At 60.4% G+C, this 12,388-nt stretch carries 14 protein-coding genes; 12 read left to right on the forward strand and 2 right to left on the reverse strand.

What is annotated here, in order from left to right; translation table 11 throughout:
* Positions 1-975, reverse strand: a complete 975-nt coding sequence (locus tag J3P77_RS04025; protein WP_434679777.1) for a KpsF/GutQ family sugar-phosphate isomerase — start codon at positions 973-975, stop codon at positions 1-3.
* 302 nt (positions 976-1,277) lie between these two features.
* Here J3P77_RS04025 and J3P77_RS04030 point away from each other — a divergent pair, with 302 nt between their 5' ends.
* From J3P77_RS04030 to hisC, 10 genes are all read left to right on the forward strand, one after another.
* Positions 1,278-2,087, forward strand: a complete 810-nt coding sequence (locus tag J3P77_RS04030) for an ATP-binding cassette domain-containing protein (RefSeq protein WP_434679779.1) — start codon at positions 1,278-1,280, stop codon at positions 2,085-2,087.
* On the forward strand, positions 2,087-2,884 hold the full coding sequence (gene mlaE, locus J3P77_RS04035) for a lipid asymmetry maintenance ABC transporter permease subunit MlaE (RefSeq protein WP_434679781.1): 798 nt from the start codon (positions 2,087-2,089) through the stop codon (positions 2,882-2,884). The genes J3P77_RS04030 and mlaE overlap by 1 nt, the downstream gene beginning before the upstream one ends.
* Positions 2,884-3,351 carry an outer membrane lipid asymmetry maintenance protein MlaD gene (mlaD, locus tag J3P77_RS04040; protein WP_434679784.1) on the forward strand — a complete coding sequence of 156 codons (468 nt, stop codon included), beginning with the start codon at positions 2,884-2,886 and terminating at the stop codon, positions 3,349-3,351. Before mlaE ends, mlaD begins: the two co-directional genes overlap by 1 nt.
* A gap of 10 nt (positions 3,352-3,361) precedes the next feature.
* The gene (locus J3P77_RS04045) at positions 3,362-4,015 is read left to right on the forward strand and encodes an MlaC/ttg2D family ABC transporter substrate-binding protein (RefSeq protein WP_434679786.1); all 654 of its coding nucleotides are present in this window, start codon (positions 3,362-3,364) and stop codon (positions 4,013-4,015) included.
* Positions 4,012-4,317, forward strand: coding sequence for an STAS domain-containing protein (locus J3P77_RS04050; RefSeq protein ID WP_434679789.1), 306 nt, complete (start codon positions 4,012-4,014; stop codon positions 4,315-4,317). The genes J3P77_RS04045 and J3P77_RS04050 overlap by 4 nt, the downstream gene beginning before the upstream one ends.
* A 114-nt stretch (positions 4,318-4,431) precedes the next feature.
* Complete coding sequence (locus J3P77_RS04055; protein ID WP_125831612.1) at positions 4,432-4,671, forward strand: BolA family protein; 240 nt, start codon at positions 4,432-4,434, stop codon at positions 4,669-4,671.
* Positions 4,672-4,693: 22 nt separating this feature from the next.
* On the forward strand, positions 4,694-5,959 hold the full coding sequence (gene murA / locus J3P77_RS04060) for a UDP-N-acetylglucosamine 1-carboxyvinyltransferase (protein ID WP_434679792.1): 1,266 nt from the start codon (positions 4,694-4,696) through the stop codon (positions 5,957-5,959).
* 81 nt (positions 5,960-6,040) lie between these two features.
* Positions 6,041-6,676 carry an ATP phosphoribosyltransferase gene (gene hisG / locus J3P77_RS04065; protein WP_333401486.1) on the forward strand — a complete coding sequence of 212 codons (636 nt, stop codon included), beginning with the start codon at positions 6,041-6,043 and terminating at the stop codon, positions 6,674-6,676.
* Between the two features lie 125 nt (positions 6,677-6,801).
* On the forward strand, positions 6,802-8,148 hold the full coding sequence (hisD, locus tag J3P77_RS04070; RefSeq protein ID WP_434679794.1) for a histidinol dehydrogenase: 1,347 nt from the start codon (positions 6,802-6,804) through the stop codon (positions 8,146-8,148).
* A gap of 1 nt (position 8,149) precedes the next feature.
* Positions 8,150-9,202, forward strand: coding sequence for a histidinol-phosphate transaminase (gene hisC / locus J3P77_RS04075; RefSeq protein ID WP_434679796.1), 1,053 nt, complete (start codon positions 8,150-8,152; stop codon positions 9,200-9,202).
* 48 nt (positions 9,203-9,250) lie between these two features.
* On the opposite strand, the gene algW is transcribed toward hisC, so the two are convergent.
* Positions 9,251-10,417, reverse strand: coding sequence for a Do family serine endopeptidase AlgW (gene algW, locus J3P77_RS04080; protein ID WP_434679798.1), 1,167 nt, complete (start codon positions 10,415-10,417; stop codon positions 9,251-9,253).
* A 111-nt stretch (positions 10,418-10,528) separates the two neighbouring features.
* Between algW and J3P77_RS04085 the strand changes: the two genes are divergently transcribed.
* Both J3P77_RS04085 and cysD read left to right on the forward strand, forming a co-directional pair.
* Positions 10,529-11,287 carry a Nif3-like dinuclear metal center hexameric protein gene (locus J3P77_RS04085; protein ID WP_434679802.1) on the forward strand — a complete coding sequence of 253 codons (759 nt, stop codon included), beginning with the start codon at positions 10,529-10,531 and terminating at the stop codon, positions 11,285-11,287.
* A 158-nt stretch (positions 11,288-11,445) separates the two neighbouring features.
* Positions 11,446-12,363, forward strand: coding sequence for a sulfate adenylyltransferase subunit CysD (gene cysD, locus J3P77_RS04090; RefSeq protein WP_434679804.1), 918 nt, complete (start codon positions 11,446-11,448; stop codon positions 12,361-12,363).
* Positions 12,364-12,388 lie beyond the last annotated feature (25 nt).

Below are 12,388 nucleotides of genomic sequence, written 5' to 3' on the forward strand. Positions count from 1 at the left end.
TTACATGACACCGGCGCGCAAGAGATCCTGCAGGTTGAAAGCGCCGACCGGACGGTCGTCCGCGTCCACGACGATCAGCGCGCCGATCTTGAAGTCTTCCATTATTTTCAGCGCCTCGGCGGCGAGCATGTCCGGGCGGACAGTCTTGCCATGGGCAGTCATGACGTCGTCGATGGCGCACTGGCGGATATCCAGCGCGCAGTCCAGCGTGCGACGCAGGTCACCGTCAGTGAAGATTCCGGCCAGCTTACCATCCGGCTCGACGATGGCGGTCATGCCCAGGCCCTTGCGTGTCATTTCGAGCAGTGCGTCACGCAACGGCGTGCCGCGCTGAACCATGGGCAGGCTGTCGCCGCTGTGCATGACGTTCTCGACTTTGAGCAGCAAGCGCCGCCCAAGTGCGCCGCCTGGATGGGAAAATGCGAAATCTTCCGCGGTAAAGCCACGGGCTTCGAGCAAAGCGACTGCCAGCGCATCGCCCATGACCAGCGCCGCGGTCGTCGACGACGTCGGAGCAAGGTTGAGCGGGCAGGCTTCGTGTTCCACCCGAGCGTTGAGATTGACATCAGCCGCTTTGGCCAGCGTCGAGTCGGGGTTGCCGGTCAGGCTGATCATCTTGATGCCCAGGCGCTTGATCAGCGGGAGCAGCGTGACGATTTCGCTGGTGGAGCCCGAGTTGGACAGCGCCAGGATAATGTCGTCCGAGGTGATCATCCCCATGTCGCCGTGGCTGGCTTCGGCGGGATGAACGAAAAACGAGGTGGTACCAGTGCTCGCCAGCGTTGCTGCGATTTTATTGCCCACGTGTCCGGATTTACCCATGCCGACCACTACAACGCGGCCTTTGCTCGCCAGGATCATTTCGCACGCGCGTACGAAATCCGTGTCGATGTGCGCGAGCAGGCCTTCGATAGCCTCGATTTCAAGGCGAATGGTGCGTTGCGCGGATTGAATCAGGTCGCTGGATTGGCTCATGTGTTGAATCAGTCAGACTGTGAAAAGGCGGCGATTATAGCGGTAATGTAGATTTCCCTCACGTCTGATCGTCGCCGTGTGTTCTCAAGGCGTTTTCGTGCGTCTTCATTACCGTGTAAATGGCTGGCCAGATTCAAATGGCTTTCACAGAACAACAATGGATATTCATCGGTACGCCGGTTCTCTTCTTGGGTGGCATGTCGGTGGGTGATATAGTTCGCCGCTTGTTCGGCCCACCCGGGCGGCGCCCATCCCGCAGGGCTGTGCAGCCAGCGGACCGGGCCGTATCGCAAGGAGTTTAGATGAGTGCCGATGACGCCTACGCGGTCGAGTTGAAAGGACTTTCCTTCAAACGAGGGACGCGCAGCATTTTCAATAATGTCGATATTCGTATCCCGCGTGGCAAGGTCACCGGGATCATGGGGCCGTCGGGCAGTGGCAAGACGACCCTGTTGCGCCTGATGGGCGCCCAGTTGCGGCCCAGCGCCGGTCAGGTGCTGGTCAATGGCCAGAACCTGCCGGAGCTGTCGCGCAGCGATCTGTTCGATGCGCGCAAGCAGATGGGCGTGCTGTTCCAGAGCGGCGCGCTGTTCACGGACCTGGATGTGTTCGAGAACGTTGCGTTTCCACTGCGGGTTCACACTCAGCTGCCCGAAGAGATGATCCGCGATATCGTCCTGCTCAAGTTGCAGGCCGTCGGCCTGCGCGGGGCGGTCGAGCTGATGCCGGACGAACTGTCCGGCGGCATGAAGCGCCGTGTGGCGCTGGCGCGTGCAATCGCTCTGGACCCGCAGATTCTCATGTATGACGAGCCTTTCGTCGGGCAGGACCCGATTGCGATGGGCGTTCTGGTCCGTCTGATCCGGCTGCTCAATGACGCACTGGGCATCACCAGCATTGTGGTTTCCCATGATCTGAACGAGACGGCGAGCATCGCCGATTATCTGTATGTGGTGGGTGACGGCCAGGTGCTGGGGCAGGGTACGCCTCAAGAGCTGATGACCTCGGACAACCCGCGCATCCGTCAATTCATGACCGGCGAGCCGGACGGCCCCGTGCCGTTCCATTATCCGGCGCCGGATTTCCGCGAAGACCTGTTGGGGAAGCGCTGATGCGCAAGAAGTCACTGATGGACCGCGTTCGCCTGCTGGGACGCTCGGCCCTGGATATCGTTACCGTGCTGGGTCGCTCCGGCCTGTTCCTCAGCCACGCGCTGCTCGGGCGGGGCGGGCTCGGCGGCAGTTTTCAGCTGCTGGTCAAGCAACTCTATTCCGTCGGGGTGATGTCGCTGGTCATCATTGTGGTGTCCGGCATGTTCATCGGCATGGTGCTGGCGCTGCAGGGTTACAGCATTCTGACCAAATACGGTTCGGAGCAGGCGGTAGGCCAGATGGTCGCCCTGACTTTGCTGCGCGAACTCGGGCCGGTGGTGACCGCGCTGCTGTTCGCGGGTCGCGCCGGGTCCGCGCTGACCGCCGAGATCGGCAACATGAAGTCCACCGAGCAGCTGTCGAGCCTGGAAATGATCGGCGTCGACCCGCTCAAGTACATCGTCGCGCCTCGCCTGTGGGCCGGGTTCATCTCACTACCTATCCTGGCCATGATCTTCAGTGTGGTCGGCATATGGGGTGGGTCATGGGTGGCGATTGACTGGCTGGGAGTCTATGAAGGCTCCTTCTGGTCGAACATGCAGAACAGCGTTTCTTTTCCCGGCGATGTGCTCAATGGGGTCATCAAGAGCGTCGTATTTGCCTTCGTCGTGACCTGGATTGCCGTGTTCCAGGGATATGACTGCGAACCCACTTCCGAAGGGATCAGCCGTGCCACGACCAGGACGGTCGTTTACGCATCGCTGGCCGTGCTGGGCCTGGACTTTATTTTGACCGCCTTGATGTTTGGAGATTTCTGATGCAAAACCGCGCCATCGAAACCGGTGTCGGCCTGTTCCTGCTGGCCGGAATATTGGCTTTGCTCCTGCTGGCCCTGCGAGTCAGCGGTCTGAGCGCCGGAGCGACCAATGACAGTTACAAACTTTACGCATATTTCGACAATATCGCGGGTTTGACTGTCAGAGCCAAGGTCAGCATGGCTGGCGTGACTATCGGCAAGGTCACCGCGATCGATCTGGATCGCGACACCTTCACCGGTCGTGTCACGCTGGAGATCGAGAAAAAGGTTGATAACCTGCCTTCGGACTCCACCGCGTCGATCCTGACGGCCGGCCTGCTGGGTGAAAAATATGTCGGTATCAGCGTGGGCGGCGACGATGCATTGCTCAAGGATGGCGCGACCATCCATGACACCCAGTCATCGCTCGTGCTGGAAGACCTGATCGGAAAATTCCTGCTCAATACCGTGAGTAAAGACGCCAAGTGAGGAGCTTCAAATGATCTCTATTCTGCGCCGAGGCCTGCTGGTATTGCTGGCTGCCATGCCTCTGATGGCCAACGCGGCCGCCGCACCGACCGCTCATGATCTGGTTGACCGTACGACCAGGGAACTGCTGAGCGACCTGGAACAAAACAGAGAACAGTACAAATCCAACCCCGGCGCCTTCTACGATGCCTTGAATCGCATTGTCGGCCCGGTGGTGGATGCCGATGGCATCTCGCGCAGCATCATGACCGTCAAATATTCGCGCAAGGCGACGCCTGCGCAGATGCAACGCTTTCAGGAAAACTTCAAACGCAGCCTGATGCAGTTCTACGGCAACGCTTTGCTGGAATACAACAATCAGGGCATTACCGTATCGCCGGCGAAAGAAGAGGGCGCCGATCGCACCAGCGTGGAAATGCTGGTCAAGGGCAACAACGGCGCGACTTACCCTGTTTCCTACACGCTGGAAAAGATTTCCGGCGAGTGGAAAGTGCGTAACGTGATCATCAATGGCATCAACATCGGCAAGCTGTTCCGTGATCAGTTCGCAGACGCCATGCAGCGCAACGGCAACGACCTGGACAAGACCATCGACGGCTGGGCCGGCGAAGTGGCCAAGGCCAAGCAGACCACCGACGAAGCTACCCAGAAGGCGGCGCAATGAGCGAGTCCGCCGTCCGTCTTGTCGGACCGGGTGAGCTGAAGCTGGTCGGTGTACTGGATTACCGCACCGGGCCGCACCTGCGCAAGCAGGGCGCGGCACTGATCAAGTCAGGCGATCTGCGTGAATTGGTCCTCGATTGTTCTGGCGTGGAGAAGTCCAGCAGCGTGGGTCTGGCACTGGTGCTGGCATTCATGCGTGACGCCGACGAGGCCGGCAAGTCGATCAAGGTCCGATCGCTGCCCGAAGACATGCGTAAAATCGCTCAGGTGTCCGGTTTGAGCGAGTTGTTGGACATCCATTAACAGGTCGTATCGGAAAAGCCCTTTGTCTGGCATCCCCCGAGCGGGGTTCGCATAACATGGGCTTTTTTGTATGATGGCCGACCCGCGCGCGTCCGGCGCCGATCGAGGTTAAGCATGCAGGCCGTAGAAGTTAAAAGCTTCCTTGAAGGAAAGCTGCCCGAAATCAAGGTGGAAGTTGAAGGCGAAGGCTGCAACTTCCAGCTGAACATCATCAGTGACGAGCTGGCCAGCCTGAGCCCCGTCAAGCGTCAGCAACAGATCTATGCCCATCTGAACCCTTGGATTGCCGATGGCAGCATCCACGCGGTAACTATGAAATTTTTCAGCCGCGCTGCCTGGGCCGAGCGCACCTGAGCCAATTGGTGTCGAGATTCTAATGGATAAATTGATTATTACCGGCGGTGTTCGTCTTGATGGCGAAATCCGCATTTCCGGTGCAAAGAACTCTGCCTTGCCGATTCTCTCGGCAACCTTGCTGGCCGATGGGCCGGTAACCGTTCAGAACCTGCCGCACCTGCACGACATCACCACCATGATCGAGCTGTTCGGTCGCATGGGCATTGAGCCTGTGATCGACGAAAAGCTCAGCGTCGAGATCGACCCGCGGACCATCAAGACCCTGATTGCACCGTACGAACTGGTGAAAACCATGCGCGCGTCGATCCTGGTTCTGGGCCCGATGGTTGCGCGTTTCGGTGAAGCTGAAGTCGCATTGCCCGGCGGTTGCGCCATTGGTTCGCGTCCGGTCGACCTGCACATCCGCGGCCTCGAAGCCATGGGCGCGATCATCGACGTCGAAGGCGGCTACATCAAGGCCAAGGCACCTGAAGGTGGCCTGCGCGGCGCCAACTTCTTCTTCGATACCGTCAGCGTGACCGGTACCGAGAACATCATGATGGCGGCCAGCCTGGCCCGGGGTCGCAGCGTGCTGCAGAACGCCGCGCGCGAGCCTGAAGTCGTCGACCTCGCCAACTTCCTGATCGCCATGGGTGCGAAAATCCAGGGCGCGGGCACCGATACCATCACCATCGATGGCGTCGAGCGCCTTGGCTCCGCCACCTATAAGGTGATGCCTGACCGTATCGAGACCGGCACCTATCTGGTAGCCGCCGCGGTTACCGGCGGTCGCGTCAAGGTCAAGGATACCGATCCGACGATCCTCGAAGCGGTTCTGCTCAAGCTTCAGGAAGCCGGCGCTGAAATCACCACCGGCAACGACTGGATCGAGCTGAACATGCACGGCAAGCGTCCCAAGGCCGTCAACGTGCGTACCGCGCCGTACCCGGCGTTCCCGACCGACATGCAGGCGCAGTTCATCTCGCTCAACGCCATTGCCGAAGGCACCGGCGCTGTGATCGAAACGATCTTCGAGAACCGCTTCATGCACGTGTACGAAATGCACCGCATGGGCGCGCATATCCAGGTCGAAGGCAACACCGCCATCGTGACCGGCACCGAAACCCTCAAGGGCGCGCCAGTGATGGCGACCGACCTGCGCGCATCGGCCAGTCTGGTGATCTCTGCCCTGGTGGCCGAAGGCGACACGCTGATCGACCGCATCTACCACATCGACCGTGGTTACGAGTGCATCGAAGAGAAGCTGCAGATGCTGGGCGCCAAGATCCGCCGCGTTCCGGGCTAGTAACGGTCGGCCCCGCGCCATGCCGGCGTCGGGGCCGCATGCGTCACGACAAGTATTTCCTGATAAGGAATCACGTTTTCCATGTTGACCATCGCATTGTCCAAGGGCCGCATCCTTGACGACACGCTGCCGCTTCTCGCTGAAGCCGGCATCGTGCCGACCGAGAATCCGGACAAGAGCCGCAAGCTCATCATCCCCACGACGCAGCCCGACGTTCGCCTGCTGATCGTGCGCGCTACCGATGTGCCGACTTATGTCGAGCATGGCGCCGCCGATCTGGGCGTAGCAGGCAAGGACGTGCTGATGGAGTACAGCGGCCAGGGCCTTTACGAACCTCTGGACCTGCAGATTGCCAAGTGCAAGCTGATGACCGCGGGTGCCGTCGGTGCCGTAGAGCCCAAGGGACGCCTGCGCGTCGCAACCAAATTCGTCAATGTTGCCAAGCGTTATTACGCCGAGCAGGGTCGTCAGGTCGACATCATCAAGCTGTACGGCTCGATGGAGCTGGCGCCTCTGATCGGTCTGGCCGACAAGATCATCGACGTTGTGGACACCGGCAACACGCTGCGCGCCAACGGCCTCGAACCTCAGGAGCTGATTGCAACCATCAGTTCGCGTCTGGTGGTGAACAAGGCTTCCATGAAAATGCAGCACGCGCGCATCCAGGCGCTCATCGACACCCTGCGCAAGGCAGTGGAGTCGCGACACCGCGGCTGACCCGATCACGCGACGCTGAGTCGCGTCCAGCTATCCGTGTCATAGCCAAATTTTCTCAGGTGCCTGCGCGGATAGCTTGGTAGCTTTAGGCACCTGAGCATCCGCCAATTATTGAGGCCCTCGCTATGACCACTTCCACTGCAATACGCCGACTCGATGCTGCCGATCCGGATTTCGCCCGACATCTGGATCATCTGTTGAGCTGGGAAAGTGTGTCTGACGACTCGGTCAATGAGCGGGTGCTGGACATCATCAAGGCCGTGCGCGAGCGCGGCGACGCGGCGCTCGTTGAGTTCACCCAGCGCTTCGACGGGCTGCAGGTCCAATCGATGGCCGACCTGATCCTGCCTCGCGAGCGCCTGGAACTGGCATTGACCCGCATCACGGTGGCGCAACGCGAGGCGCTTGAAAAAGCCGCACAGCGCGTGCGCAGTTATCACGAGAAACAGAAGCAGGACTCCTGGAGCTACACCGAGGCCGATGGCACGGTGCTGGGCCAGAAAGTGACGCCGCTGGATCGCGCGGGGCTGTACGTGCCCGGCGGCAAGGCATCGTACCCGTCGTCGGTGCTGATGAACGCCATCCCGGCCAAAGTCGCCGGGGTAGCTGAAGTGGTCATGGTTGTGCCGACGCCGCGCGGTGAGATCAATGAACTGGTGCTGGCGGCTGCCTGCATCGCAGGCGTGGACCGGGTGTTCACCATTGGCGGCGCTCAGGCTGTCGCGGCGCTGGCTTACGGCACCGAAAGCGTGCCGAAGGTCGACAAAGTAGTCGGCCCCGGCAATATCTACGTGGCGACCGCCAAGCGCCACGTGTTTGGCCAGGTCGGTATCGACATGATCGCCGGGCCTTCGGAAATCCTGGTGGTGTGCGACGGCCAGACTGACCCCGACTGGATCGCCATGGACCTGTTCTCCCAGGCAGAGCACGACGAAGACGCGCAGGCGATTCTGGTCAGCCCGGATGCCGAATTCCTGGACAAGGTGGCGGCAAGTATCACCAGGCTGCTGCCAACCATGGAGCGCGCGGCCATCGTCGAGACGTCCATCAACGGTCGTGGCGCACTGATCAAGGTCGCCGACATGCAGCAGGCCATAGACGTCGCCAACCGCATCGCGCCGGAACACCTTGAGCTGTCGGTTGCAGACCCTGAAGCCTGGCTTCCACAGATTCGCCACGCTGGCGCGATCTTCATGGGGCGTCACACTTCCGAAGCGCTTGGAGACTACTGCGCCGGCCCCAATCACGTGCTGCCGACTTCCGGCACGGCGCGTTTTTCGTCGCCGCTGGGCGTCTATGACTTCCAGAAACGCTCGTCGATCATCTTCTGCTCACCGCAGGGCGCGTCCGAACTGGGCAAGACCGCGTCGGTGCTGGCACGCGGCGAGTCGTTGAGTGGCCATGCGCGCAGCGCCGAATACCGCATCACCGATCCCGACTGGAAAGCTGGCAGCACTGAGGAAGGTCAATAACATGAGTAAATTCTGGAGCCCTTTTGTCAGCAGTCTGGTGCCCTATGTGCCGGGCGAGCAGCCGAAACTGACCAGACTGGTCAAGCTCAACACCAACGAAAACCCCTATGGCCCGTCACCCAGAGCCATTGCCGCGATGCAGGCAGCGCTGACTGACGACCTGCGTCTGTACCCCGATCCCAACAGCGATCTGCTCAAGCAGGCCGTTGCCGATTATTACGGCGTACAGACCGGGCAAGTGTTTCTCGGCAACGGGTCCGACGAAGTGTTGGCGCATATCTTTCACGCGCTCTTTCAGCACGACAAACCGCTGCTGTTTCCGGATATCAGCTACAGCTTTTACCCGGTGTACTGCGGTCTGTATGGCATTGAGCACGAAGCCGTCCCGCTGAGCGATGAATTCCAGATCCGCGTGCAAGACTACGCCCGGCCCAATGGCGGGATCATTTTCCCCAATCCGAATGCGCCGACCGGCTGCCTGCTGCCTCTGGAAGCAGTCGAACAGATGGTTCAAGCGAGCCCGGATTCGGTGGTCGTGGTGGATGAGGCCTATATCGATTTCGGTGGCGAAACCGCGATCAAGCTGGTGGACCGTTATCCGAACCTGCTGGTCACCCAGACGCTGTCCAAGTCTCGCTCGCTGGCCGGGCTTCGTGTCGGCCTGGCGGTGGGGCATCCGGATCTGATCGAGGCGCTGGAGCGAGTCAAGAACAGCTTCAACTCCTATCCGCTGGACCGCCTTGCGAATGTGGGCGGAGCTGCAGCGTTCGAAGATCGCGAGTATTTCCAGTCCACCTGCAATGTGGTGATCGAGAGCCGTGAGGCCTTGGTCGAACAGCTCAAAGACCGGGGATTCGAAGTGCTGCCATCGGCCGCCAACTTCATTTTCGCTCGTCATCCGCAACATGATGCCGCAGCGCTGGCGGCCAGACTGCGCGAACAAGGTGTGATTGTGCGTCACTTCAAACAAGAGCGGATCGCGCAGTTTCTGCGTATCAGTATTGGCACGCCCGAGCAGCATCAGGCGCTGCTGGATGGTTTGGGCGAGCTCTGAGGTGCGAGGCTCGCGCAGCATACTTGATGCTGCGCGGGCCCAACGGCGTTACTTCTGCGGTGCCGGCACTGCGGCAGCGGGAGCGGGCGGCGGACGCATGCCGACTTCCGCGGTAAGGCGCAGCTCCTTGCCATTACGCATCACGTCGATCGCAATCTTGTCCTTGGGCCGGGCGCGGGCCACCTGATTCATCGAGCGGCGTCCGTCGCCTGCCGGTTCGCCGTTGATGCTCAGGATCACGTCGCCCAGTTGCAGGCCGGCTTTCTGGGCCGGGCCATCACGGAAGATACCCGCAACCACAATCCCGGGCCGGTCCTTCAAACCGAAGGATTCAGCCAGTTCCTGAGTCAACGGTTGAACTTCAATCCCCAACCAGCCACGAATGACCTGACCGTGCTCGATGATGGACTTCATGACGTCCATCGCCAGCTTGGTCGGGATGGCGAAGCCGATGCCCTGAGAACCGCCCGATTTGGAGAAGATGGCCGTGTTGATGCCTGTCAGGTTGCCGCTGGCATCGACCAGCGCGCCGCCCGAGTTACCGGGGTTGATGGCCGCGTCGGTCTGGATGAAGTCTTCGTAAGTGTTGAGCCCCAGCTGGTTGCGGCCGGTGGCGCTGATGATGCCCATGGTCACGGTCTGGCCCACGCCAAAGGGGTTGCCGATGGCCAGTGCCACGTCGCCGATACGAATCGCGTCCGAACGAGCGATGGTAATCGCCGGCAGGTTCTTGAGATCGATCTTCAGAACCGCGAGGTCGGTCTCCGGGTCGTTGCCGATCACCCGGGCGATGGTTTCGCGGCCATCCTTGAGGGCCACGACGATCTGGTCGGCGCCGGTGGTCACGTGATTGTTGGTCAGCAGGTAGCCTTCGGGGCTCATGATTACACCGGAGCCGAGACTTGATTCCATGCGTTTCTGCTTGGGGGCGTTGTCGCCGAAGAAGCGCCGGAACTGTGGATCTTCGAACAGTGGGTTGCTGCTCTTGTTGACCATCTTAGTCGTATACAGGTTGACCACCGCCGGTGCCGCAGCGCTTACGGCATCGGCATAGGACGAAGGACCCTGCAGGATATTGGTGGGCTGCGGGGCCTGTTGCAGATTGACGTCCAGACTGGGCAGTCCGACCCATTCTGGAAAACGCTGGATAATCAGTAGGGCGATAAGCACGCCGACCAGCAACGGCCAGCCGAAAAAGCGCAGTGCCTTGAACATTGAGCAAGTCCCGGTAATGACAGGCGCGAAATTTTTTGTCACAGGCGCGCCAGAATGGCGGGCATTATACGAGCACAAAGCAGCTCTGAACTGCATATTTAGGAGTCTTTTATGGCTGTCGCCCTGAGCACCCTGGTCGAAGAAGCCGACCGCTATCTCAACAGTGCCCGGATCCAGGATTACTGCCCCAACGGCTTGCAGGTCGAGGGCCGTCCGCAGGTCATGCGCATCGTCAGCGGCGTGACCGCCAGCCAGGCATTGCTGGATGCGGCCGTGGATGCTCAGGCTGATCTGGTCCTGGTCCATCACGGCTATTTCTGGAAGGGTGAAAACCCCTGCGTGGTCGGCATGAAACAGCGCCGCCTCAAGACCTTGCTCAAACATGACATCAGCCTGCTGGCCTACCACCTGCCGCTGGACGTGCATCCGGACGTCGGCAATAACGTGCAGCTGGCTCGCCAGCTCGACATTACCGTCGAAGGTCCGCTGGACCCCGAGAACCCGCGCGTCGTCGGCCTGGTGGGATCGCTCGCCGAACCCATGTCGCCTCGCGACTTCGCTCGACGGGTGCAGGAAGCGCTGGGGCGCGAGCCGCTTTTGATCGAAGGCAGCCAGATGATTCGCCGCGTGGGCTGGTGTACCGGTGGCGGTCAGGGTTACATCGACCAGGCAGTACTGGAAGGGGTCGACCTGTTCCTCAGTGGCGAGGCGTCGGAACAGACGTTTCACAGCGCCAGGGAAAACGACATCAGCTTCATCGCGGCCGGCCATCACGCTACCGAACGCTACGGCGTGCAGGCGTTTGGCGACTATCTCGCGCGTCGGTTCGCGGTCGAACATCTGTTCATCGACTGTCCGAATCCGATCTGAGTATCCGAACAGGCAGGCATATCGATAGATCGTTTCGATATAGCCGCGTCGCTGATCTGGCCGTATAGGGCATGATAAAGTGCGCGGCTCGAATACGGCCCGCTGGCCGCCCCGGGTCAACCGCCCGGCCCACAACGAATTGCAATCCGTGAGTACCCATGGTCGACAAACTGACGCATCTGAAACAGCTGGAGGCGGAAAGCATCCATATCATCCGCGAGGTCGCCGCCGAGTTCGATAACCCGGTGATGCTGTACTCGATCGGCAAGGATTCGGCCGTGATGCTGCATCTGGCGCGCAAGGCCTTCTTTCCGGGCAAGCTGCCGTTCCCCGTCATGCATGTCGATACCCGCTGGAAATTCCAGGAGATGTATCGCTTCCGCGACAAGATGGTCGAGGAAATGGGGCTGGACCTGATCACTCATGTGAACCCGGACGGCGTGGCGCAGGGCATCAACCCGTTCACCCACGGCAGTGCCAAGCACACCGACATCATGAAGACCGAAGGTCTCAAGCAGGCGCTGGACAAGCACGGTTTCGATGCGGCCTTCGGCGGCGCGCGGCGCGATGAAGAGAAGTCGCGGGCCAAGGAGCGGGTTTACTCGTTCCGTGACAGCAAACACCGCTGGGACCCGAAGAACCAGCGTCCCGAGCTGTGGAATGTCTATAACGGCAACGTCAACAAGGGCGAGTCGATCCGCGTATTCCCGCTGTCGAACTGGACCGAACTGGACATCTGGCAGTACATCTATCTGGAAGGCATCCCGATCGTGCCGTTGTACTTCGCCGCAGAGCGCGATGTGATCGAGAAAAACGGCACGCTGATCATGATCGACGACGACCGCATCCTCGAACACCTGACCGACGAAGAAAAAGCGCGCATCGTCAAAAAGAAAGTCCGTTTCCGTACCCTTGGCTGCTACCCGCTGACCGGCGCCGTCGAGTCCGAGGCCACGACCTTGACCGACATCATTCAGGAAATGCTCCTTACGCGCACTTCGGAACGCCAGGGCCGCGTCATCGACCACGATGGTGCCGGGTCCATGGAAGAGAAAAAACGCCAAGGCTATTTCTAAGCGGCAAGTGAGCGGCTTCGGGCCT

It is taken from the genome of Pseudomonas sp. R1-18, assembly GCF_051132095.1.
In the GTDB taxonomy this organism is placed as follows: domain Bacteria; phylum Pseudomonadota; class Gammaproteobacteria; order Pseudomonadales; family Pseudomonadaceae; genus Aquipseudomonas.

Coding starts and splice junctions, on each gene's coding strand:
- J3P77_RS04085 (WP_434679802.1), top strand. CDS start 10,529: ATGGCTGTCGCCCTGAGCACCCTGGTCGAAGAAGCCGACCGCTATCTC.
- hisC (WP_434679796.1), top strand. CDS start 8,150: ATGAGTAAATTCTGGAGCCCTTTTGTCAGCAGTCTGGTGCCCTATGTG.
- hisD (WP_434679794.1), top strand. CDS start 6,802: ATGACCACTTCCACTGCAATACGCCGACTCGATGCTGCCGATCCGGAT.
- J3P77_RS04045 (WP_434679786.1), top strand. CDS start 3,362: ATGATCTCTATTCTGCGCCGAGGCCTGCTGGTATTGCTGGCTGCCATG.
- murA (WP_434679792.1), top strand. CDS start 4,694: ATGGATAAATTGATTATTACCGGCGGTGTTCGTCTTGATGGCGAAATC.
- hisG (WP_333401486.1), top strand. CDS start 6,041: ATGTTGACCATCGCATTGTCCAAGGGCCGCATCCTTGACGACACGCTG.
- J3P77_RS04025 (WP_434679777.1), bottom strand. CDS start 975: ATGAGCCAATCCAGCGACCTGATTCAATCCGCGCAACGCACCATTCGC.
- algW (WP_434679798.1), bottom strand. CDS start 10,417: ATGTTCAAGGCACTGCGCTTTTTCGGCTGGCCGTTGCTGGTCGGCGTG.
- mlaE (WP_434679781.1), top strand. CDS start 2,087: ATGCGCAAGAAGTCACTGATGGACCGCGTTCGCCTGCTGGGACGCTCG.
- J3P77_RS04050 (WP_434679789.1), top strand. CDS start 4,012: ATGAGCGAGTCCGCCGTCCGTCTTGTCGGACCGGGTGAGCTGAAGCTG.
- mlaD (WP_434679784.1), top strand. CDS start 2,884: ATGCAAAACCGCGCCATCGAAACCGGTGTCGGCCTGTTCCTGCTGGCC.
- J3P77_RS04030 (WP_434679779.1), top strand. CDS start 1,278: ATGAGTGCCGATGACGCCTACGCGGTCGAGTTGAAAGGACTTTCCTTC.
- cysD (WP_434679804.1), top strand. CDS start 11,446: ATGGTCGACAAACTGACGCATCTGAAACAGCTGGAGGCGGAAAGCATC.
- J3P77_RS04055 (WP_125831612.1), top strand. CDS start 4,432: ATGCAGGCCGTAGAAGTTAAAAGCTTCCTTGAAGGAAAGCTGCCCGAA.